This window comes from Bacillus sp. FSL W8-0645 (genome assembly GCF_038007905.1).
Taxonomy (GTDB): Bacteria; Bacillota; Bacilli; order Bacillales; family Bacillaceae; genus Bacillus; species Bacillus pumilus.
On the sequence record NZ_JBBOYC010000001.1, the window covers coordinates 2,762,844 to 2,784,872 of the forward strand.

The 22,029-nt window shown below is 42.5% G+C and carries 23 protein-coding genes; 8 read left to right on the forward strand and 15 right to left on the reverse strand.

What is annotated here, in order from left to right; all coding sequences use genetic code 11:
- Positions 1 to 34: 34 nt before the first annotated feature.
- From NST39_RS14170 to trmB, 3 genes are all read right to left on the reverse strand, one after another.
- The gene (locus tag NST39_RS14170; protein ID WP_341028924.1) at positions 35 to 1,732 is read right to left on the reverse strand and encodes an NAD-dependent malic enzyme; all 1,698 of its coding nucleotides are present in this window, start codon (positions 1,730 to 1,732) and stop codon (positions 35 to 37) included.
- 73 nt (positions 1,733 to 1,805) lie between these two features.
- On the reverse strand, positions 1,806 to 2,654 hold the full coding sequence (locus tag NST39_RS14175; RefSeq protein WP_341028925.1) for a YtnP family quorum-quenching lactonase: 849 nt from the start codon (positions 2,652 to 2,654) through the stop codon (positions 1,806 to 1,808).
- Positions 2,655 to 2,769: 115 nt separating this feature from the next.
- Positions 2,770 to 3,411 carry a tRNA (guanosine(46)-N7)-methyltransferase TrmB gene (gene trmB, locus NST39_RS14180; RefSeq protein ID WP_044142198.1) on the reverse strand — a complete coding sequence of 214 codons (642 nt, stop codon included), beginning with the start codon at positions 3,409 to 3,411 and terminating at the stop codon, positions 2,770 to 2,772.
- Between the two features lie 188 nt (positions 3,412 to 3,599).
- On the opposite strand from trmB, the gene NST39_RS14185 reads away from it, so the two are divergent.
- Positions 3,600 to 3,875 carry a YtzH-like family protein gene (locus NST39_RS14185; RefSeq protein WP_126740821.1) on the forward strand — a complete coding sequence of 92 codons (276 nt, stop codon included), beginning with the start codon at positions 3,600 to 3,602 and terminating at the stop codon, positions 3,873 to 3,875.
- Here NST39_RS14185 and NST39_RS14190 read toward each other — a convergent pair.
- The 4 genes from NST39_RS14190 to thpR all read right to left on the reverse strand — a co-directional run bounded on the left by NST39_RS14190 (position 3,872) and on the right by thpR (position 7,444).
- On the reverse strand, positions 3,872 to 4,672 hold the full coding sequence (locus NST39_RS14190; RefSeq protein ID WP_189286481.1) for a phosphotransferase family protein: 801 nt from the start codon (positions 4,670 to 4,672) through the stop codon (positions 3,872 to 3,874). The genes NST39_RS14185 and NST39_RS14190 overlap by 4 nt on opposite strands.
- A 281-nt stretch (positions 4,673 to 4,953) precedes the next feature.
- Complete coding sequence (locus NST39_RS14195) at positions 4,954 to 5,883, reverse strand: YegS/Rv2252/BmrU family lipid kinase (protein ID WP_044142195.1); 930 nt, start codon at positions 5,881 to 5,883, stop codon at positions 4,954 to 4,956.
- A 48-nt stretch (positions 5,884 to 5,931) separates the two neighbouring features.
- The gene (locus tag NST39_RS14200) at positions 5,932 to 6,867 is read right to left on the reverse strand and encodes a hypothetical protein (protein WP_044142194.1); all 936 of its coding nucleotides are present in this window, start codon (positions 6,865 to 6,867) and stop codon (positions 5,932 to 5,934) included.
- A gap of 25 nt (positions 6,868 to 6,892) precedes the next feature.
- Positions 6,893 to 7,444, reverse strand: a complete 552-nt coding sequence (gene thpR, locus NST39_RS14205; protein ID WP_052465550.1) for an RNA 2',3'-cyclic phosphodiesterase — start codon at positions 7,442 to 7,444, stop codon at positions 6,893 to 6,895.
- Between the two features lie 94 nt (positions 7,445 to 7,538).
- On the opposite strand from thpR, the gene cysK reads away from it, so the two are divergent.
- Entirely contained in the window at positions 7,539 to 8,468 is a 930-nt protein-coding gene (gene cysK / locus NST39_RS14210; RefSeq protein WP_044142192.1) for a cysteine synthase A, read from the forward strand.
- A gap of 217 nt (positions 8,469 to 8,685) precedes the next feature.
- On the opposite strand, the gene NST39_RS14215 is transcribed toward cysK, so the two are convergent.
- Positions 8,686 to 9,312, reverse strand: coding sequence for a Type 1 glutamine amidotransferase-like domain-containing protein (locus NST39_RS14215; RefSeq protein WP_341028928.1), 627 nt, complete (start codon positions 9,310 to 9,312; stop codon positions 8,686 to 8,688).
- 23 nt (positions 9,313 to 9,335) lie between these two features.
- On the reverse strand, positions 9,336 to 10,736 hold the full coding sequence (pepV, locus tag NST39_RS14220) for a dipeptidase PepV (protein ID WP_341028929.1): 1,401 nt from the start codon (positions 10,734 to 10,736) through the stop codon (positions 9,336 to 9,338).
- 94 nt (positions 10,737 to 10,830) lie between these two features.
- Between pepV and NST39_RS14225 the strand changes: the two genes are divergently transcribed.
- Positions 10,831 to 12,129, forward strand: coding sequence for an NCS2 family permease (locus tag NST39_RS14225; RefSeq protein ID WP_044142189.1), 1,299 nt, complete (start codon positions 10,831 to 10,833; stop codon positions 12,127 to 12,129).
- Positions 12,130 to 12,500: 371 nt separating this feature from the next.
- Positions 12,501 to 12,722 carry a DeoR family transcriptional regulator gene (locus NST39_RS14230; RefSeq protein WP_008356419.1) on the forward strand — a complete coding sequence of 74 codons (222 nt, stop codon included), beginning with the start codon at positions 12,501 to 12,503 and terminating at the stop codon, positions 12,720 to 12,722.
- Between the two features lie 76 nt (positions 12,723 to 12,798).
- Here the strand turns inward: NST39_RS14230 and NST39_RS14235 are convergent, their stop codons facing one another.
- Both NST39_RS14235 and NST39_RS14240 read right to left on the reverse strand, forming a co-directional pair.
- Positions 12,799 to 13,515: a pseudouridine synthase gene (locus NST39_RS14235; protein ID WP_341028932.1), complete on the reverse strand. Its 717-nt coding sequence runs from the start codon at positions 13,513 to 13,515 to the stop codon at positions 12,799 to 12,801.
- Between the two features lie 16 nt (positions 13,516 to 13,531).
- Entirely contained in the window at positions 13,532 to 15,154 is a 1,623-nt protein-coding gene (locus tag NST39_RS14240) for a putative polysaccharide biosynthesis protein (protein WP_341028935.1), read from the reverse strand.
- 175 nt (positions 15,155 to 15,329) lie between these two features.
- Between NST39_RS14240 and NST39_RS14245 the strand changes: the two genes are divergently transcribed.
- From NST39_RS14245 to NST39_RS14260, 4 genes are all read left to right on the forward strand, one after another.
- The gene (locus NST39_RS14245; RefSeq protein WP_341028938.1) at positions 15,330 to 16,601 is read left to right on the forward strand and encodes a BaiN/RdsA family NAD(P)/FAD-dependent oxidoreductase; all 1,272 of its coding nucleotides are present in this window, start codon (positions 15,330 to 15,332) and stop codon (positions 16,599 to 16,601) included.
- Positions 16,598 to 16,795 (forward strand): hypothetical protein, encoded by a 198-nt coding sequence (locus NST39_RS14250; RefSeq protein ID WP_050943538.1) that lies wholly within the window; start codon positions 16,598 to 16,600, stop codon positions 16,793 to 16,795. Before NST39_RS14245 ends, NST39_RS14250 begins: the two co-directional genes overlap by 4 nt.
- A 139-nt stretch (positions 16,796 to 16,934) precedes the next feature.
- A complete protein-coding gene (gene opuD, locus NST39_RS14255) occupies positions 16,935 to 18,467 on the forward strand; it encodes a glycine betaine transporter OpuD (RefSeq protein ID WP_106066867.1) in 1,533 nt (510 codons plus the stop codon).
- A gap of 339 nt (positions 18,468 to 18,806) precedes the next feature.
- Positions 18,807 to 19,331 (forward strand): CbrC family protein, encoded by a 525-nt coding sequence (locus NST39_RS14260; protein WP_044142183.1) that lies wholly within the window; start codon positions 18,807 to 18,809, stop codon positions 19,329 to 19,331.
- A gap of 45 nt (positions 19,332 to 19,376) precedes the next feature.
- On the opposite strand, the gene NST39_RS14265 is transcribed toward NST39_RS14260, so the two are convergent.
- The 4 genes from NST39_RS14265 to NST39_RS14280 all read right to left on the reverse strand — a co-directional run bounded on the left by NST39_RS14265 (position 19,377) and on the right by NST39_RS14280 (position 22,024).
- A complete protein-coding gene (locus NST39_RS14265; protein ID WP_003217582.1) occupies positions 19,377 to 19,559 on the reverse strand; it encodes a sporulation protein Cse60 in 183 nt (60 codons plus the stop codon).
- Between the two features lie 101 nt (positions 19,560 to 19,660).
- Positions 19,661 to 19,972: a rhodanese-like domain-containing protein gene (locus NST39_RS14270; RefSeq protein ID WP_341028940.1), complete on the reverse strand. Its 312-nt coding sequence runs from the start codon at positions 19,970 to 19,972 to the stop codon at positions 19,661 to 19,663.
- Between the two features lie 54 nt (positions 19,973 to 20,026).
- Positions 20,027 to 20,710 carry a YesL family protein gene (locus NST39_RS14275; RefSeq protein ID WP_106065789.1) on the reverse strand — a complete coding sequence of 228 codons (684 nt, stop codon included), beginning with the start codon at positions 20,708 to 20,710 and terminating at the stop codon, positions 20,027 to 20,029.
- A gap of 21 nt (positions 20,711 to 20,731) precedes the next feature.
- Positions 20,732 to 22,024, reverse strand: a complete 1,293-nt coding sequence (locus tag NST39_RS14280; RefSeq protein ID WP_341028942.1) for a Gfo/Idh/MocA family protein — start codon at positions 22,022 to 22,024, stop codon at positions 20,732 to 20,734.
- Between the last annotated feature and the right edge of the window lie 5 nt (positions 22,025 to 22,029).

Here is a 22,029-nt window from a genome sequence, read left to right on the forward strand (position 1 = left end):
GCTTCGCAAAGGGTGTCCTTGCGAAGCTTCTTTTTTATATGGCTTTGATTTTTTTGTACACAGGATGCCACATAGCGTCCTGTACTGCCTGAATAAGGTCCTCAGGCGTTTCCTCTGCAATTCCTTCATCGATCGCTGCTTGCGCCACACGAACAGCTACTGTCGCTGAAACGGTTCGAAGCTGATCAACACTTGGCAGCATCGCTGCACCTGGCTTTCCGACATTGACCATGCTGGCAATCGCTTCAGCACTCGCAACAAACATGCTGTCTGTCATGAGGCGTGCTTTAGACACAATCGTTCCAAGACCAAGCCCTGGGAACACAAGAGCATTATTCGCTTGCCCAATTTCATATGTCACGCCACCATATTCGACAGGGTCAAATGGGCTTCCCGTTGTCACAAGGGCGCGACCTTCTGTCCACTCAATGAGATCTTCAGGCTTTGCTTCTGAAAGAGGTGTCGGGTTCGACATCGGTAAAATGGCTGGGCGCTCTACGTGTGACGCCATTTCTTTCACAATTTCCTCTGTAAATGCTCCTCCTACTGTCGAGGTGCCAATTAAGATGGTTGGTTTAGCCTGTTTGACGACCTCTAATAAATCAATGGAATGCTTAGGACCATTACGGGCATAATCCTTTACTTCGTCAGAACGTCTTGCATATGGCTTTTGAAATGGCTGAATGTCAGGCGAATCATCTGTAAGTAAACCTGTTTTATCAATACACCAGAAATGATCATATGATTCCTCTTCTTTGACTCCGTCTCTGACAATCGCATCACGGATCTGCTCCGCTATGCCAATCCCTGCCGTACCCGCTCCGAAAATGACGATTCGGTGATCTTTCAGCGGAACCTTCGAAGCTTTTGCACATGCCAGAACCGCAGCAAGTGAAACAGCTCCAGTTCCTTGAATGTCATCATTAAATGTACAAATCCGTTCCTTATATTTTTCCAATATGGCTCGTGCATTTTTTGTCCCAAAGTCTTCCCAGTGAAGGAGTGCATTTGGAAAGGTTGCGCGGGCAAGCTCTACATATTGATCGATAAACTGATCATAACGCTCGCCTCGAACGCGAGAATGCTGATTTCCAACATAAAGCGGATCATTCAAGAGACTTTCTTGGTTCGTCCCGGTATCAAGTACTACGGCCAGCACGCGGCTAGGATCAATGCCTGCTGCAGCTGTATAAACAGCAAGTTTCCCGACTGAAATGGCAATACCGCCAACACCCCAGTCTCCAATACCTAAAATGCCTTCTGCATCTGTCGCAACGATTAAGTCAATGGATTCATCCACACCGTAAGAGGCAAATATCTCTTCCATGCCTTCCAAGTCATCAATTGATAAATAAAGCCCTCTTGGCTTTCGATACTCGTGGCTATAACGCTGAATGGCTGTTCCAACCGTCGGTGTATAGACAATCGGCAGCATCTCTGCCAAGTGCTCATTTAATAATTTGTAAAAAAGCACTTCGTTTCTGTCATGAAGTGATGTTAAATACACATTTTTCCCAAGTTCATCCGGCTGTGCCTTGAACTGCTCATATGCACGCTTTGCCTGATCCTCTAATGTTAAAACTTTAGGCGGTAGAAATCCCTTTAAACCAAGCTCTTCCCGCTCTTCCTTCGTAAATGCAACCCCTTTGTTTAAATAAGGGACGGACATGACTTCCATCCCTCTTAATGGTGTTTCAATGACATCACCATGTACACGATAAAATTGGTTCACCTGCACTCTTCCTTTCACAAGTTCATTTTGTCGTTATTTTGTGTGAAAGGCGAAAAAACATGCAGATGATCTTTTATCTCCCTGTTTCTCTTTTGACTTCATGTGTGATTTGCCCATCTTCATCCCACTTAACAGCGCGGTAAATCGCATCATGATAAAACAAGTACCACGCATTTTTTTCTTCTGCATATGCCTGCCATTTTTGCTTAGCTGGAATTGAAGTCATTGGGTAATCATCATATGCCAAGACCCATAATGGATTTTTATGAGCGTGCGTTGGCATAATGTCAGCTAAATGAATCGCTGTTTCGCCCTGACTTGTGAGCGTTAAGATGCTATGGCCATTGCTATGACCGCCTGTATGATGCAGCTCAATGCCTTCTATTACTTCGATGCTTTCTTCAAATGGCACCACTTGATCTGCTACAGGCTCCCAGTTTTCTTTCCAATATGTATTTCTTGAGCGGATGTTAGGCGCCCTCATTTCATCCCATTCGATTTTGGATGTGATGATTTTTGCTTGCGGAAAAACAGACACGAGCTTTTCTCCTTCACGTTTTGTTAATCCGCTTGCATGATCGAAGTGAAGATGCGTCATTAAAACGTAATCAATATCTGCTGTTTGCAGGCCGAGTGCCGCGAGTGACTCTTCCAATTTCGTCTCTTCTGTTACGCCGTAATTGCGTTTTTGTTTATCCGTCAGCTTACCTGATCCGATGCCGGAATCCACTAAAAAATGGAGACCATTCCACCGTATAAGGATTGGGTCACACCGCAGTTCAATTTGATTGCGATCGTTCACCGGGTATTTTTTTGACCATAACGGCTTTGGCACCACACCAAACATCGCACCGCCGTCCATGTGTGTATCTCCCCCGTTTAACCAGAACAGTTCCATGTCACCTATGTTCATTGTCTCCATTGCTGTCATCCCTCCTTTTTCTATCGTAGCAAATACAGCCAAAAATCGCATGCATCAATCTTTTCATGAAAAAAACTGACTGCAATTTTTTTTGCAGCCAGCTTGATGTCACTTGTTATTCTGGAAATTTCACTTCTGATCGATAGATAGGTTGTCCCATAGACGAGAATTTCTCTTCGTATTCCGTCATCACATTTCCTTCTAGTCCGTCCTTATGTAAATCTAAGCTTACATACGTTAAAAGAAGGCCATATGCAGAAAAGCTCTTTAAAGAATATTCAAATAACCCGCGGTTATCTGTTTTGAAATGCAATTCACCGCCTGGACGAAGAATATGTTCATATCGCTCTAAAAAGGCCTTAAACGTCAATCTGCGCTTTTCATGTCTTGCTTTTGGCCACGGATCAGAGAAATTCAAATACACTCGGTCAATCTCATTTGCCGCAAACACATCTGTCAGCGTTTCCGCATTAATGTTCAAGAGCTTTACATTTTCAACATCTGTCTCTTTGATTTTATCTACTGCTGTCACAATGACACTTTTAAATAATTCAATGCCAATATAGTTGATATCAGGATGAAGCTTGCCCATTCCAGCGATAAAGCTCCCTTTTCCTGTGCCAACTTCGATATGGATTGGATGATCATTTCCAAATAGCTCATGCCATTTCCCTTTATATTGCTCGGGGCTTGCTAAGGCAATATGAGCATTTTCAGCTAAGTAATCATCAGCCCATGGTTTATGTCGCATTCTCAATTTGATACACCTCTATTTTCTTTACATTTTATCAAGATACCATGAAACATAAAGACCCGCAAGACAGCATCTTTATGCGCATATGAAAAAGACCAGCCCTTCGCTTGAGCTGGTCTGCCGCATGTATAAATTGGGCGCTGAATGCACAGTTTAACCACATAAATGACATGCAGAAAAGGAGCATACGTATGGGATTAAACCGTCAACATCAGCTTCAATTAATCAAAGATATTTTAACCGATCACCAGTTGGATTGCTGCGGGACTGTTGCAGAATATGAACAGGTGGGACGCGTGATTCAATTCATGCTGGCAAAAGAAGACCTTGATGCCGACATTCGTCAATTATTAACAGATATTTATGATTACAGCCAAAAGGGCACTTCTGTCAGTTCAATTGATGCACATATTGAGGCGCATCAATCGCATTTGTCAGAGTGGGTCGAGAATATTCCTCTGTCTTAATGAATGTTTAACCGCTGTAAGAGTGCGCTCAGCTCCGCTTGCACTTCTTGCTGCGCTTTTTCATTTCCTTTTCTTTTATGCCACACGACAAACGATACGGTTTCAGCGAGGACGTACCAAGCCATGCGTTTTCGCAAATTGTCCGTCAGCGGGGCACCGTACATTGAGAGCCAGCTTTCCCAGTTCTCTTCTTCAACATAATGGTATAAAAGTGGTCCAAGATCAATGGCTGGGTCAGCAATCATCGCCCCATCCCAATCGATCAAGTAAAGCTGGTTTTCATCTGTCAGCAGCCAATTATTATGATTGAGGTCACAATGACACACGACCTTGTCTTCAAATTGAACTGCCTCCACATGCTTCTCTAAGTACTGGATGGCACGTGTGACATCGCGCGAATCAATTTGCTCTTTAAATATGGACTGTTTTAAATGCTTCAGAATGGATGCTGGGTCTAGAGAGTGCTTCTCTAATCGTTTCAGCATATCAAGCAATTCTTTCGATGTATGAATTTTTCTTAGCTGCTCTGCGACAGGACGGTCATTCATGTCCTTTGGCTTCAGCTCTCTGCCGCTCAGCCAGTGCTGCGCAGTGATGACATCCCCATTTTCCATCCGTTTTGTCCAGACAAGCTTCGGCACAATGCCTTCAGCTGACAAAACCGCAAGAAACGGTGACGTATTGCGTTTTAAAAATAGCTTTTGGTCATTGTGTGTTGCGAAGTACGCATCTCCCGTAGCGCCTCCAGCAGGAGAGATGTGCCATTCGCTACCTAATATTTGTCCCAACCAGTTCATATCAATTTTCAACCCATCATTTCTTAAAATATTTTAAATCGTGCTTTTTTAGTCGACAAAATTCAGCCGATTGAAGGTCAATAGGCTGTTTTTTTATTTATATGATCATAAAAACAAAAAGGACAGCTATTGAGAATGAGATGCTAAACAATAGCCGTCCTATAGATTTTATCGTTACCTTCTTATACTCGTCAAGCAAAACTAGAAAATCAGGACAAGAACCTTATGAAAAGAAAGGCTTTTTTCATGGTTCTTTGACTAGGACATTCATGAGACATGATTTAAGCACGTAATTTTAAGGAGCGATCACTCGTCTTCACAAAAACAGGCGTTGCACCAATCACTTCTCCATCTGCATGAAATAAGATTTTTCCATCTGCCTCCAAGTACGCTTCTTCGTGCTGAAACAGGGTAACGCCCTTCATTCCAAGGTGCTTGCGAAACACCATCGCACTTAGAAACAATAGCACTTTAAATGGATTCAAATCTGTGACAACGAGTGTTTGAAAGCCTGGCTGCCTCGCGCTCACTTCTGGTGCTGCTTCCAGCCCGCCTCCGTAATAGGGGTGATTACAAACAATCACAAACCACACTTGGCGAAAGACCTTCTTCTCGTTTTCAATAAACAGCGCAAGGTCGAACGGCTTAAAGGACCATAAAGAATGGAGAAATGACAGCGGGTAGATGATAAACCCAAGCCCCAGTCGTTTCAACCACTTTTTTCCTCTGAAATACACTGTTTTCCTTAGCACATGCGCATCAAACCCCGCACCGATATGATTGAGAAAGAGAACGGATTGCGCGCTTTCTGCGTGATCTTGAAAGGAGCCGAGTGAAAATGTTTTGGTGAGCATTCTCTTTTGCTTTCTCACTTCTTTTAGGACATCTTGACGATGGATGCCAAGGCCCTTCGCCGCATCATTCCAATGACCGGCGGGGACAAAGCTTAGCTGCACATGATCCATTTCCTTTAAGCCATTTAGGACTTCATGAATGGTTCCGTCACCGCCAATGACAATCAGGCGCTTCAGCCTGTCATCTTGCATGGCGCTAATTTGTCTTGCCAATACTTCTGCATGACCTTCATGCTGGGTGAGAAACGATCGATATGAGATCTCCACCTTTTGTAGTTCTTTCTCTATGCTCCTCCATGTACGAAGTCCTTTTCCATGTCCTGCTGCTGGATTAACGATAAAGTACCATTCATTCATATATTAGCTCCACTCAGGTCTCATTTTTCGTGACCTTCCATTATGCCTTTAATCGAGCCATTCCTGCCTTCTTTTGCTGTCTGATTCACCATAAGCAAGTAATGCTTTTGTCGCCTTAAATTGCTGATGCTTTGTCGGCGCAGTATTTTTCCGCTGCTTTTCAAACCAATCTTCCGCCTTCTTCTTATCGACAACCTCCATCCCGTATGGAACTTCCGGTAAGTCAATATAAGAGGTACGGCTGATCAAGATTTTTTTCACAGGAAGATGGGCACCGCTTTGCTGTAAGATCTTTGACACGACGGTGCCAGAGCGTAGAAGGCTTGCGCAAGGATTCAAAACGGACTGAACCGCTTTCCCATTCGCCCGCTTTTCCCAAAAACGTTCCTTCGTTCCGATATATACGCTGTCAGGCTCTGCCTCTAAGAAGGATAAACAAATCACTTCCAGCGGCGTAATGAGGACTGGACATAATTCCATCTCTGCTTTTTGAATGAGCAGCACCGGTTTGTACATCACAAAATATGAATCCGGAAGCTGCCTAGCAAGCATGCGCAGCTTTTCGTCATATCGAATGTGATGGGAAACGGTCGAAATGTTGGAAATCGTCGAGCTCGCCCATTTTAATTGAACATCGAATAGATGATCCTTAAAAAAATGAATGAGCTTCGTTTCATCTGTAGGAACGTTTGTAAAGACACCTTGCTCTATATCTGTCGGCTCGTTAAAAAGACTCAGGTCCCGTTCCTTCTTCATATCGGCTTCTTTTTGCTTTCTCTTTAAGGAGAATTTCTTTCTCTTTTCCTCCTCTTGTTTAGGCACTTGTTCAGAGATTTGGTCAAATGAATGCTGCGTCTTCTCTTTTGAAGCTTTTTTTAACTCGTCCCACCTTTGCTTTTTCAATCGAATGAATTGATTGATGTAGTGATGCGGGTCTTGTTCATATCGTGATATATAATCTTGAATTTTGATAATTTGCGCCATCTGCTGCTCACTCCAACTTTTAGAATCATTTATGTAGTGCAAATTGTTTGATTGCGTGATAACGCGGGGTTTCTCTCGGACGTATTTCATATAGAGTCATACAAGAAACCTCTATCACGTATGGCTCTTTGCGTAAAGGCGCTTGTTCTGCAAAAGAGTGATCCGCGTTCCATTTGCGTGCAATCGTCATATGCGGATGAAACGGTCTCTTTTCAACAGGATGTCCTGCTGACAATACGGCTTCTTTCACCTTTTCTCTTAATTGCATAAGTGGTTCACTTTCATCAGGTTTTGCAAAAAAGACTCTTGGGCGCTCCTTCGTGCCAAACTGTCCGACCTCATTCAGCTCAAGTGAAAATGCAGCGGCTTCCTTTGAGAGGATCTCAAGCAGCTCGATGATCTTCTTTAAGCGCTCATCTGGAATGGCACCTAAAAAGATCAAGGTCACATGATAATCATGTGGTGCTGTCCATTTTTGAAAAGACAGTCCGCTTCTTTGATCAATGTCTTTTTTGATTTGATGCGCAAGTTGTTCAGGGATGTGAACCCCAATAAAATAATGACGGTTTTCTGACACAATATCACCTGTCCTTTTATAACAAACTTTACGAATCCCCATTGATGATAGTATAACTAAAGAAATGCGGAATGAGAAGAAAGGGTGTCACATGATGAAGGTTGCACAAAATATAGCTGAGCTGATTGGCGATACACCACTTGTTCAATTACAGCGGCTTCAGCCAGACAATGCGGCAGCTGTTTATTTAAAGCTGGAATCGTTTAATCCTAGCGGCAGTGTGAAGGACCGCGCTGCTTACAATATGATCGTTGAGGCTGAAAAACAAGGGAAGCTTACAAAAGGAGCGACCATTATTGAACCGACGAGTGGGAATACAGGGATTGGTTTAGCTATGAACGCAGCAGCTAGAGGATATCAAGCCATCCTTGTGATGCCTGATACGATGACAAAGGAACGAATCAATATTTTGAAGGCTTACGGGGCGCAGGTCATTTTAACCCCAGGAGAAGAAAAAATGCCAGGCTGTATTCGCAAAGCAGAGGAGCTGGCAGCTCAAATTCCTCATAGCTTTATCCCGATGCAATTTGATAATAGAGCGAATCCAGATGCTCATAGAGGCACAACGGCTGTTGAAATCATGGAAGCTGTCAAACAACTTGGCAAGCCCCTTGGAGCCTTTGTCGCAACAGCAGGAACTGGCGGAACCATTACAGGCACTGGTGAGGAATTAAAGAAAGCATTCCCTCATTTAACCATACGTGTGGCAGAGCCGAAGGGATCTCCAGTCTTATCTGGCGGGAAACCTGGCAAACATAAACTTGTTGGCACAAGTCCAGGATTTATTCCTCATATTTTAAATGAGCATGTCTATGATGAGATCGTGCAAGTAAGCGATGAAGATGCGTACACTATCACACGTCAGCTTGCCCGTCTTGAAGGAATTTTAGTTGGTCCATCATCTGGTGCAGCCTGCTATGCTGCGATTGAAACAGCCAAGCAATTACCGGCAGATCAAATTGTGATCTGTATGACAGCAGATACAGGCGAACGATACTTATCAAGTGATGTTTTTCAAGATTAAAAAAGGAACAGGGTCATGAATCCCTGTTCCTTTGAGATTGTTGACAAAGGGCTAAAATGATCTTGATTTTAGCCCTTTGTCTTCTTTTCAGCGTGATAGAAAACCTTTGCAGCCCTAGGAAGGACGAGCACCGGAACGGAGCGAATTTGACATTCGTGAGTACCGGCGCGCAGGACTGACACCGAATGCGAGGGTTTGTCTACATGCTGTTTCAAGGTTAGGACGATTTGTCGGACTTCACCTCAGCCTGCTCCCCTGTGATGAGTAAAGCCTGCTCGTCAGTAAGCGGGCATAAATCGAGCGTCTGCTCATACTGCTCCATGATTTGCTGCGCAGCCTCGCCTAAATAGGTATTGTACATATGCGGTACCGGACAGTAGCTTATCTCATTGAATCCTTGATAAGATGAAAGCTCTGGTGCCTTCTGCCGATCATCCATCACGGAAATATATTCAATGCTTGGCGCCATGATGATACTCCCTGCAGATTCACCAATGTACAGCTTGCCTTTATTGATTTCTTCTTTTAGCACGTCATCGAGACCGTGCTTTCTCAATTCCTGCAGCAAATAAAAGGTGTTGCCTCCTGATACGTACATCACATCATTTTGTTTCATCATCTTTGTGATTTCTTCGGTAGACTGCTCAGCTATTTGAACGGTTTCTAGCTGCATACCGAGTTGATGAAAGGCTTCTTTTGCTGCCTCTACATAGTGCGTGACTTCTTCCACAGCACTTGCTGTTGGAAAAAATGTCACGCGTTTCCCTTTTAATGATTCACCCGCAAAGTCAGACAAGAGAGAATAGCTGTCTTTGAATGAAGAGCATAAGAACATTTTTTTCACTGTGAATCCCCTCTTCTCTTTTTCTATTTTGCCAATTCATACATGGCTTGTGCATATAGTGCGGTTGCTCTTAGCAGATCATCGATTTCGATATATTCATCCTTCTGATGTGCGCAATCTGGTCTGCCAGGGAAGAGAGGGCCAAAGGCAACGCCCGCTTCTAAAGATCTCGCATACGTTCCTCCACCAATGGCAATCAGATGAGCTGGATCTCCCGTTTGTTCCTCATATACCCGCTGCAATGTTTTGACAAGCGGGTGATCTTTTGAGACATGATGTGGAGGGCTGTCATCAAATTTTAGAAGGGTAGCCCCTTTGATGCCTTCGATCCCTTTTTTAACGTCCTTGCCGTCTGCTGTCACTGGATAGCGGACATTTAATCCTAGCTTCGCTTCCTCGCTTTGTGTATAGCGGATCGTGCCAACATTCAAGGTCAAATCTCCGCTAATGTCATCTTTGCAAGCAATCCCCAGCTTTTTCCCTCTTGTATCCTGATCAAATAAAGCATTGATTTGAGAGGTAAAAGCAAGCCCGTCTTCATCTAATTCTTGTCCACATAGGAAATTGGCCATATGAATGCCCACATTGATGCCATGCGCCGGCTCCATGGCATGAACTGATTCACCTTTTAATGTGAAATGCAGTCCATCCGCTACATTCTTTACCTCACCTGATAATTGATTGTCAGCAAGATAAGCTTCAAAAGCTGTTTTTAATGATTCAGCATCGTGTTCTTGTGCCGCTGTCACAGTGGCAGTTGAATCATCCGGCACCATATTCAGCCGCATACCCGATGTGAATTGCTTGAGCGTATAGCGCTGATGTTGTTCTGTACGTTGATATGTAAATGACACAATGGCATCAACGATCCCTTTTTCAGCATGAATAATCGGAAAATCAGCATCTGGCGCGAATCCAATTTGTGGCATCTCCTCATGCTTGAAATAATGGTCCACACAGCGCCAATCACTTTCTTCATCTGTTCCAATGATCATTCGAATCTTTTTTGACAGCTTCATCCCCGTATCTTTTAACATCTTCAGTGCGTAGAAAGCCGCCATGGTTGGCCCTTTATCATCAATGGCGCCTCGTGCAAATATTTTATTTTCTCTTATGTCTGCTGAAAATGGCGGGGTAGTCCAGCCGTCACCAGCAGGCACAACGTCCACATGGCATAGCACACCTACAATGTCTTCGCCTTCTCCATATTCAATATGACCTGCATAGCCATCCACATTCTTGACTGTGAAGCCTTCGTCTTCCCCTTTTTTCAGCATATACTGAAGGGCCTGATCGACTTTTTCACCAAATGGCTGTCCTTCTTTTCCACCTTCTTCATCAAGGACACTTTCAATTTGCAAAAAAGATTGTGTGTCCTTTATTAAGTCGTCTTTTTTTCGTATGACTTCAGCTTCCCAATTCATTTTTCCATTCCTCCTTGAAAAAAGGTTGCAATCCACCCTTAAAACGAATATTATATTAATTGTTTTGTAATAATGTTCGTAAATGGAGGATTTTATGTTTCAGTTAAAAGAAAACCAAACCAACATAAAGAGAGAATTAATCGCTGGTATGACGACATTCTTTACCATGGTATATATTGTTGCCGTTAATCCAGGAATTCTTTCAAAAGCAGGCATTCCTTTTGACCAAGTCTTTACTGCAACAATTATCGCTGCTGTCGTCGGTACGCTCTGGATGGCACTTTTTGCAAACTATCCGATTGCGATTGCACCAGGTATGGGGCTGAATGTCTATTTCACCTTTACAGTTGTCGGTGGTGGCGGCATCAGCTATCAAACAGCGTTCAGTGCGGTATTTGTTGCTGGTATACTCTTTATTATTTTATCGTTAACATCCCTTAGAAAACAACTGATTCAAGCCATTCCAGATAATTTAAAATACGGCATTACAGCCGGAATCGGGCTTTTTATTGCATTTATCGGCCTCCGTCAGTCTGGGATTATCACAGCTGACCCGGAAAATCTAGTGAAGCTTGGCAACTTAAGCTCGCCTGTTGTCATTTTAACGCTTGTCGGCTTAATGATCTCTGTTATTTTAATGGTACTTCAAATCAATGGTGCTCTGTTTATCGGCATGTTAGCAACGACACTGATTGCCCTTGTAACAGGACAGCTTCATTTCCCTAAGATGCTGATGGACATCCCTGCACTGCCAGAAGGTATGCTGATTACAAATCCATTCGCTGCCTTTGGTGATGTATTCTCTCATCATTTATATGCGGTCGTCTTCTCCTTCTTACTAGTGACGATTTTTGATACAACGGGCACAATGATCGGAGTGGCTGAACAAGCCGGACTCATGAAAAAAGGCCAGCTGCCAAAGGTACGCAGAGCCCTGCTCGCTGACTCTGCTGCAACGACGATTGGTTCTATGTTTGGAACAAGCCCAACAACAGCTTATATTGAATCATCCTCTGGGGTTGCTGCTGGCGGAAGAACCGGGCTAACGTCTTTAACAGTCGCTGCACTGTTTATTGTGGCATTGTTTTTCGGTCCGCTCGTTCAAGCCATTTCTTCTTTACCATCCATCACATCACCTGTTCTCATCATTGTCGGGTGCTTGATGATGAACTCCGTGTCACGCATTCGCTGGAACGAGCTAGACGAAGCATTCCCTGCTTTTCTTGTGATTCTTTCCATGCCGCTGACATCTAGTATTTCAACCGGAATTTCACTTGGATTTATTTCATATCCACTTGTGAAACTGGCAAAAGGGAAATGGAGAGAGGTACATGTTCTTGTCCTTATCTTTGCCATTTTATTTTTCATTCAGCTCTTTTTCTTAGAAGGATAACAGAAACAAAAAAGGCACATTCTAACAAGGGATGTGTCTTTTTAAGATGAGTGAATTTTTTATTTTGTAAATTTTCTATGTTTCATTTTTGGACGTTTGAATGTGACAGTATTCTCCATACGCCTTACGCCCATTGGGTTGTAACCGAATTCAAAACATGGTATATACCATGTTTCGATTCATGAAGACAAGTTAAATAACATGTAAAGTTGACTTTTTGGTGGAACTAGATGCATAATATCGTGTATAATAGAGTAAAATAATAAGAAAAACGAACATTTACCATTGTTGAATGTCCTCATTTCGCAGTTTTAGTGTAGTAAGTTGTGGTTAGTCAAGTCCATCCGATCTTATTGATAGGGAGTGGTTTTTTGAAACCTTCAACAAACCGTATGATGACTCGAATAAAATCAGTCTATATGTTCATTCAAGAGAAAGGTCTTGTGACGACACAAGAGCTGGTTGATGAATTCGGGATCACACCTAGAACCATTCAAAGAGACTTAAACGTGCTTGCCTATAACGATCTTGTTCATAGTCCAAGCAGAGGCAAATGGGAAACAACGAGAAAAAAAGTAAAAATATCATCTTAAGCGTATAATGAACTGTCCATATAACAAAAAGAACCGGTGATATGCCGGTTCTTTTCTTTTGTCTTTTGTTCTATATTTATGGTCGATTGATTAAGCTGTCTAATTCTTCATCCGTTAATTCACGGTACTCTCCAGGCGCTAGGTCTTCATCTAAAGAGACAGCCCCCATCGAGAGCCTTTTTAAAAAGATGACTTCATTTCCCACCGCTTGCGCCATCAGCTTCACTTGATGGTACTTTCCTTCAGTAATCGTTAAACGGATGCGTGTATCTTCACTTTCATTCGCATCTACTTCAACCTTTGCCGGCTTTGTACGGTAATCATCTAAAATGATAACACCCTCTTCAAGGCGCTTGATGTCTTGATCTCCTAATGGATATTTCAAATGAACTTCGTACGTTTTTGGCACATGCTTTTTTGGAGAAAGTAATTGATGTGCAAGCTGTCCATCATTTGTGAGGAGGAGAAGACCGACTGTATCCTTGTCCAGTCTCCCAACAGGAAATGGCTCCCTTGCGATATCCTCCGGCTCAAGTAAATCGACAACCGTTTCATCCCGCAAATCTTCAGTAGCTGAGATGACCCCACCTGGTTTGTTCATCATTAAGTAAATGAATTCTTTATACTCTACACGCTCTCCGTGTACGAGCACTTCATCATTCGATGGATCAACATGATCTTTCACCTGCTTCGCCAGTTCTCCATTCACGGTGACTGCCCGTGCCTTGACCAGCTTCTTTACATCTTTTCTTGAACCAAAGCCGCTGCTAGCAAGTAATTTATCAAGCCTCATGAAACTCCACCTCTTCTTAACTCTTTTTTCTTAAAAATGTCGGCATACGGCTGCCGAGTACACGCTCAAGTAATCCTACCTTATATGACAGGAACAGATACACACCGCCGCCAGTGATCATTGAAATCAAAATGACGATGCCCGCATTAACAATTCCACCTTCATACGAAATCACTTGGCTCACAAGCTGACATGTCGCATACGCCACTACAGCCATAATCGCAGTCAAAATAATAATGAGAATAAATCGTTTGAAAATCCTGCGGAACGAATAGCCGGCATGGCGCTTAATCATGATAAACATATACAAGATGGACGCGCTATAGCCTAACGCAGTCGCAAGCACAGAACCATTTCCTTGCAGCCAGCTGATTAACGGAATGTTCAGAACCGTTTTAATGATGATCCCTAACAACAGACTGACGATGGCAAATTTTTGTTTGTTAATTCCCTGCAAAATCGCTGCATTAATGGTGAATAAAGAAAACAATAACGCAACAGGTGCATACCAGAACAAAATTGACATCCCAATCTCAGGATGAACAGACGGATAGAAAAACCAATAAACCGGTCCAGCTAATGCTGAGATACCAAATGAAGCAGGCAGCACGAAAAATAATATGACCTGCATTGTCTGATCAATTTGTCTATTGAGCAGCTTGTAGTTACGAGCTGTAAATGATTCTGTAATCGTTGGTATCAAGGTTAAGCCAAACGCTGTTGCAAGCGACACAGGAATCATCACGAGCTTCGGTAAATATAACGTCACAATAGACAATACCGCTGTACTAATATCCTGATGTCCTGATGCAATCATGGCTCTGTTAATAGTGTTTGTATCTATGTAAGAATAAATTGGAATCGCCAGTCCAACAAACACATACGGTGCCGCATAGCTAAATAGCTCTGTAAACATTTGCTTATAAGATAAGTCAGAGGAAGCACCTGTATTCGGCTGCATGGATAAGAGTCGATCCTTGCGCTTCAGCCAATATAAATAAAGCGTGAATAAACCGCCAAATGCGCCAATAAGTGCTGCAAATGTGGCATATCCGACAGCGATGACAAGACCGCCATCAAGCACTTTTAAAATAATAAACGTTGCTGTTAGTAGAAAGATGATTCTGACAAGCTGCTCAATGACTTGGGAAACAGCTGTCGGTCCCATCATAGAGTGTCCTTGGAAGAACCCCCGCACAAGACTCATAATAGGTACAACCAAAAGACCTAAACTGACCATCCGAATCACATATACCACTTGATCGACAGTCAAACCACCTATTTCATTTGATCCGCCAAGCTGAATCTTGGCAAAAATCGGTGCGGTCAAATATAAAATAGAAAAGGCGATAATCCCGGTGACAAGCATGACCGACATACCCGCCCTGAACATTTTTCTCGTTGTCTCATAATCGCCGATTGCATTATATTTAGAAACAAATTTTGATACCGCTGTTGGAAAACCAAGCGTAGCAATACTTAAAAAGATCGTATACTGATTGTATCCATATTGGAATAGCGCTCCACCAGTAGCTCCAACCATTGCGCTAAATGGAATTAAATAAATCATACCAAGAATACGAGAGAGATAAGTCCCTATCGTTAAAACCAACGTACCACGAAGCAGTTTATTAGACATGCGCTTAACCACCATTTTTCTAATGAATATTCAACTCAACTATTTTACCACATCATTTCGACGCACAGGTAACAAATCCAATACAGAAGGTACAAAACCAATCAATTCATATTTCAGCCTTCCCCAATTTTCGTTATAATAGATGAATGACTGAAAGTAGAAAGAGGAATGTAACATGAAACATTATGATGTCATTGTCATTGGCGGTGGACCTTCTGGACTGATGGCCGCGATTGCATCAGCAGAGCACGGTGCAACTGTTCTGTTAATTGACAAAGGAACCAAGCTTGGCAGAAAGCTCGCCATTTCTGGCGGTGGACGCTGTAACGTCACCAATCGCCTTCCAGTAGAAGAAATCATCAAGCATATTCCCGGAAACGGCCGTTTTTTATATAGTGCATTTTCTGAGTTCAATAACGAGGATATTATTTCGTTTTTTGAAAACCTCGGCATTGAACTTAAAGAAGAAGATCATGGACGTATGTTCCCTGTCTCAAACAAAGCACAATCTGTTGTGGATGCCCTTTTAGACAGGCTCCGCAACCTCAATGTGACCATTCGAACGAATGAGAAGATTAAAACAGTTCTGTATCAAGACGGACAAGCAGCCGGAATTGTTACAAATAATGATGAAAAAATTTCAAGTAATTCCGTTGTGATTGCTGTTGGCGGAAAAAGTGTGCCGCATACTGGTTCTACTGGTGACGGCTACGCATGGGCAGAAGCCGCTGGTCATACAATTACAGAGCTCTTCCCAACAGAAGTACCGGTCACATCAGATGAACGTTTTATAAAAGAAAAAGTGCTCCAAGGGCTTTCTTTAAGAAGTGTGGCTGTCAGTGTTTTAAATAAAAAAGGAAAACCCGTCGTCACACATGTCATGGATATGATCTTTACACACTTTGGCTTATCCGGCCCAGCTGTTCTTAGATGCAGCGGATTTGTGGTGAAAGAATTGAAAAAACAGCAGGTCGTCCGTCTGCAAATAGACTTATATCCGAAGCTTAATGACGAAGATCTGTTCCAAAAGCTTCATCGAGACCTAAAAGATGAACCAAAAAAAGCCATTAAAAATGTCCTAAAGTCTTGGATGCAAGAACGCTATTTATTGTTTCTGTTAGAGAGGAACGGTATAGATCCGCAAGACACTTTTTCTGGTCTTGCTAAGGACAAACTGCGCGCATTCGCCCATGATTGCAAACATTTTATCGTTCATGCGAACGGTACACTCTCTTTGGACAAAGCGTTTGTCACAGGAGGCGGCGTTTCTGTGAAAGAAATTGAACCGAAAAAAATGGCGTCTAAAAAAATGCCCGGTCTTTATTTCTGCGGAGAAATTCTAGACATCCATGGTTATACAGGCGGATACAATATCACGTCAGCACTTGTAACAGGCAGACTTGCTGGTATGAATGCTGCACTCGAAGCAAAGGAGAGATTTTCATGATAAGACGTGCACTTCCGATTATCCTAGCAGTTGTGATTAGTTTGACAGCCGCTGTTTTCTTAAAATTGTCCATTACCCCATTAAAAGTTGCCATTGTGTTGGCGTTTACCATCTTCGCTGTTTGTTTAAAAGAATACGTTTATCGTCTTCGTAAACGAATCGAAGAAAAATCATCTTCACATATCGATAGTTGATTAATGGAAGCAAAACATGTTACGGTAAAGTAGAGGTCGAGTGAGAAGCTCGCCTCTTTTTGTTTGAAATTAGTTGAGTTAGGGGATATTAAGTAAATCCTCTGCTTAAACGTGTAGAACAACAGGAGAGTGAGATGGTGTGAAAAACGTATCAAGTGTATTTTGGATTGTGATTGCGATCACATTTGTTACCGTCATATGGGGAGCTTTTTCTCCAGAAACACTGCAAAATGTCACAGATCAAATCCAAACATACATTACAAATGACTTTGGCTGGTATTACTTGTTAGTGGTGTCACTACTCGTCGGCTTTTGTCTATTCTTTATCTTTAGCCCAATCGGTAAGATTACGCTAGGAAAACCTGGAGAAGAGCCTGAATTCGGCTTATTTTCTTGGTTTGCGATGCTATTTAGTGCCGGTATGGGAATTGGTCTTGTTTTTTACGGAGCAGCTGAACCAATCAGCCACTATGCTATCCAGTCACCAACAGGTGATACTGAAACGGCGCAGGCATTCCGAGATTCCCTTCGATATACTTTTTTCCATTGGGGGCTTCATGCATGGGCTATTTATGCCATTGTTGCACTTTGTATTGCTTACTTTAAATTCAGAAAAGATGCACCTGGCTTAATCAGTGCAACGTTGCAGCCAGTATTAGGAAATAAAACGAATGGATGGATCGGAAAAACCATCGATTGTATTGCGGTATTTGCAACTGTAGTTGGTGTTGCGACAAGCCTAGGATTAGGCGCGGCACAAATAAACGGTGGATTGAATTACCTGTTTCAAATTCCGAATACTTTTAGCACACAATTGATCATTATCATGATTGTGACGGTGCTTTTCCTTGCATCTGCTCTAAGCGGGATTGGAAAAGGCATTAAATACTTAAGTAATATCAACATGGTATTAGCAGCTGTTCTGATGTTTTTCTTACTTTTGGTAGGTCCAACTGTTTTTATCTTAAATTCATTTACTGACTCAATTGGGCAATACTTATCCAACATCGTTCAAATGAGCTTCCGTCTATCTCCAAATGATCCTGAGAAGAGAGAATGGATTAATGGATGGACAATCTTTTATTGGGCATGGTGGATTTCTTGGGCACCATTTGTCGGTATCTTTATCGCAAGGGTGTCACGCGGACGAACGATTCGAGAATTTTTAGTAGGTGTCTTAGTGGCTCCTTCTATCTTAGTATTCCTATGGTTCTCGATTTTCGGTGTATCTGCGATGGATTTACAGCAAAAAAATATTGTCGATGTTGCGGGTCTATCAACAGAAACAATGCTCTTCGGTGTACTAAATGAATATCCGCTGGCGATGATCACATCGATTCTAGCACTTATTTTAATCGCTATATTCTTTATTACATCGGCTGATTCAGCTACATTTGTGCTTGGAATGCAGACAACCTATGGATCATTGAACCCTTCTGGCAGTGTCAAAGTTAGCTGGGGTATTATCCAATCTTCTGTTGCTGCCGTTCTTTTATTTTCAGGGGGACTTGAAGCCTTGCAAAATACAGCCAAGCTCGCAGCCTTGCCGTTCTCCGTTGTCATTATTTTGATGATTATCTCACTGTACAAGTCACTGAATGATGAACGAAGAGCCATCAAGCAAGCCAATAAAGTCAGTAAACCACGAAGTCCAAGAGTAAAAAAAGCATAATCTCAAGCGAAAAAAGCCGTTCCTCATAAGAACGGCTTTTCAGATTGTTGACAAAGGGCTAAAATGATCTTTATTTTAGCCCTTTGTCTTCTTTTCAACTCAGCGTGATAGAAAACCTTTGAAGTCTAGGAAGGACGAGTACTGGAGCGGAACGAATTTGACATTCGTGAGCACCAGCACGCAGGACTGACACCGAATGCGAGGGTTTGTCTACACGCTGAAAAGCCGTTCCTCATAAGAACGGCTTTTTTCTATCTATATATACAATTTAAGATTGTTGCAAGCAGGAGGACTCCTGTAAAATAATGATGAAATCATTTCTACATAATGGAGGTTTATATGACGCTGCCTACATTCAAGTACAACCCAGATCCAGTTTCGTTAAACGTGATCAAAAAAGAGCCTACGACATGTCCTGTTTGTGAAAAAGAAAGAGAATATGTGTATCATGGTCCATTTTATTCTGTTGAAGATGTGAAAGGAATTTGCCCTTGGTGCATTAAAGATGGTTCAGCCGCTAAAAAATACGATGGCATCTTTCAAGACGATGCAAGCTGTGATGACGTTGAGCAAGAGGAATATATAGATGAACTGATCTATAGAACACCTGGTTATCGCGGCTGGCAGCAGGAATATTGGTTAAGCCATTGCGGAGATTTTTGTGCGATCGTCCAGTATGTCGGATGGAAAGAGATAGAACATTTAGAGGAAGAGCTCACAGAAGATATCGAAGACATTTGCAGCGGCGGAGGATTAACGAAAGAGAACCTAAAGCAATGGCTTGTCAACGGCGGGGATCTGCAAGGCTATCTCTTTCAATGTGTTCACTGCAACAAGCATCGTTTATATATTGACGCCAGTTAAACAAAGTAAAAGGACCCTTCAAACAGGTCCTTTTTTTGATACCGTCTATTTTTTATATAAAATGAGTGCAGAAAAACAGTAGAGCTGTTCTCCTCCTTGCTCACAGATCACCGCTACATTGTACTTGATGTCAATGATTTGGTCGTCATCCATTCCTTTTAAAAAAAGATTGATTTCGCTCTGCAAATCTTTTTCGTGCTCTTCATCAAATACAGCTACCTTTAGCACATATGCCACTCTCCCTTCTCTCGCTACTCTATCTTTATGCACATGAGGGCGGGCATATGAACAAAAAAAGCCTTTCATCTATGAGATGAAAGGACTTCTGTTTACAGCTTCGGTATTGTTTCTCCTGTCCAAGCAAGCATTCCGCCAACGACATTGGTCGCTTGATAGCCTTGGTCTTCTAGGAAATAGCAGACATTTTCACTACGTTTACCAGAGCGGCAAATAATATAATACTCCTGCGTTTGATCGAATGCATCCAGTTTCTCAGGAATATCTCCCATTCGGATGTGGACAGCTTCTGGAATCATTCCTTCTGCTACTTCCTCGTCCTCACGCACATCAACAAGCTGAATGGCTTCTTCTTGCTCTAGCTTTTGTTTTAATTCTTCTATTGAGATTTCTTTTACTGACACGGTGCTCATCTCTCCTTTTAATCACGGTGACACCATTATAGCAAATGAACTGCATCACTGTGTATTCACCCGCTTCGATTGCAGGAAAGACGGCAGGCGTTTCTTTACTTCGGCTGTCTGCTGCTCACTTTCGAACTCTACTTTTTTGAATACTTGGTAGGCGAGCCACATATGACCATAGGCGAGTATACTCACACTAAAGAACGGCACGATCCCCGGCAAATAAGCAAAGAGAACAAACAGCAGAGCCGAGAAAACGAGCATACAGAGTGTATATTGCAAATATGAAATACCAAGCAAAAGAGAGAATTTCAGATAGAGACGTTTTTTCCAATCATAATGAGCCAGCAGCGGAAAAATATAAAACAAGCTCACAACAAAGAGAAAACCAAAGATATAAATGGCAAAACGAAGCACATGCAAAAACCAGCTTGTTGGATAAATATACGCAAGGTCTACATATATAATCGTTCCTATGATCAAAAGCGCCACTCCAATCAAGTTAGAGCGTACAAACTCCTCACGGTACACCTTCCAAAAAGTCCGGAAAACGCTCACTTGCTCATGCCCTTGTATCCACTTTCTCATCACCGAAAATAACGCAGTGGTCGCAGGCATCAATCCAAAGATCCCAAGCCCCAGCATAGTGAACAGCAGCCATAGCAAATTCGTATAGGCGAGTCGCATCACCCACTCACACATTCGAAGCATTCTGCTCATTGAACCATCATGATCCACCTCTTTCCCCTCCTCTCTTTTTTATGACACCGTCTCTTTATGAAGCAACTCTTCTATGTCAATTGGGCGCTTCTCTGCAACAGACCGCCACATGCCTTCCCCAAGTGCAATTGAATAAGCACCAGCCTCTGCCCCTGCTGATATGTCATAGTGAATTAAAGGATCTTTACCGATAAATAAATCGGCCAAAAGCAAAGGATCTCCGCCGCCATGTCCCCCAGGCTGCTTCACAACTTCAATCGTCTCTTTTGCTCCAAACATCGGATAATAAGAAATCGTCTGTTCTGGGAATTGAAAAGGAATTCTTGATGGCACATGAAACTCATTTGTTTCAATACGCCCCTTCGTCCCATTTATGGCAAGCCGGTATCCTTCATATGGAGCTGAGAATTGAATCGAATAGCTGAAGAGAGCCCCTTGGTCATATGCCACTGATGCCACATATGTATCCTCAATGTCAATTTCCTCATCAAAAATACAGGCGTCTGGGCGATAATTGGTGTATTGTTGCGTTTGCTCCTGACCGGATTCGATATGATCGTCCTCGACCTTTGAGCGTACTACCCTCGGATTCCACCTTGCTTCATAATGACATGTATCCTTCACATGACATGTTCCGCAATACCTGTTTTCTCCCCCCTGCAAAGGATTCCAAGGACTTTTATCTCCGTAATAGTTCAGCGCCCCATAGGCAAATACTTGCTTCGGCTTTTGATTGATCCACCAATTGACCAAATCAAAATGATGCGTCGATTTATGAATGGATAGCCCGCCAGAGAATTGCCGCGTTCGGTTCCACCTTTTGAAATAACTAGCACCATGATACGTATCAATGAGCCAGCTCAGTTCAACAGATGTGACCCTTCCAATCTTTCCTTCTAAAATGAGTTCTTTGATCTTTCGATGAAATGGATTGTAGCGATAATTGAAAGTGACTGTGACCTTTCCTTTACTTTCCTTTTCTTTTTCCATTACTTTTTTGGCGTCTTTTGCTGTTGTGACCATCGGCTTTTCAGTGATGACGTCGAGATCATGGTCAAGTGCTTGCAAAATATAGGTGACATGTGTGTCATCCCTGCCTGCCACAATGACGATATCTGGCTTTGCTTCCTTCACCATTTGATCAAATGCCTCTTCATGAAAAAACGAGACGCCCCGCAGTGATGGAAAACGCTCCTGACAAAGTGTATACCGGTGATAATCTATATCTAAAAGCCCTGTAATCCTGTAATACTCATTGAAATCCTCTGTGAGTGGTTTAATAAACATATTGAACGCACGATGACTGAGTCCGCAAACCACAATCCGTTTCACAGGCC

Coding starts and splice junctions, on each gene's coding strand:
- NST39_RS14175 (WP_341028925.1), bottom strand. CDS start 2,654: ATGGAGACAATGAACATAGGTGACATGGAACTGTTCTGGTTAAACGGG.
- NST39_RS14185 (WP_126740821.1), top strand. CDS start 3,600: ATGGGATTAAACCGTCAACATCAGCTTCAATTAATCAAAGATATTTTA.
- NST39_RS14190 (WP_189286481.1), bottom strand. CDS start 4,672: ATGAACTGGTTGGGACAAATATTAGGTAGCGAATGGCACATCTCTCCT.
- NST39_RS14195 (WP_044142195.1), bottom strand. CDS start 5,883: ATGAATGAATGGTACTTTATCGTTAATCCAGCAGCAGGACATGGAAAA.
- NST39_RS14200 (WP_044142194.1), bottom strand. CDS start 6,867: ATGGCGCAAATTATCAAAATTCAAGATTATATATCACGATATGAACAA.
- cysK (WP_044142192.1), top strand. CDS start 7,539: ATGAAGGTTGCACAAAATATAGCTGAGCTGATTGGCGATACACCACTT.
- pepV (WP_341028929.1), bottom strand. CDS start 10,736: ATGAATTGGGAAGCTGAAGTCATACGAAAAAAAGACGACTTAATAAAG.
- NST39_RS14225 (WP_044142189.1), top strand. CDS start 10,831: ATGTTTCAGTTAAAAGAAAACCAAACCAACATAAAGAGAGAATTAATC.
- NST39_RS14235 (WP_341028932.1), bottom strand. CDS start 13,515: ATGAGGCTTGATAAATTACTTGCTAGCAGCGGCTTTGGTTCAAGAAAA.
- NST39_RS14240 (WP_341028935.1), bottom strand. CDS start 15,154: ATGTCTAATAAACTGCTTCGTGGTACGTTGGTTTTAACGATAGGGACT.
- NST39_RS14245 (WP_341028938.1), top strand. CDS start 15,330: ATGAAACATTATGATGTCATTGTCATTGGCGGTGGACCTTCTGGACTG.
- NST39_RS14250 (WP_050943538.1), top strand. CDS start 16,598: ATGATAAGACGTGCACTTCCGATTATCCTAGCAGTTGTGATTAGTTTG.
- NST39_RS14260 (WP_044142183.1), top strand. CDS start 18,807: ATGACGCTGCCTACATTCAAGTACAACCCAGATCCAGTTTCGTTAAAC.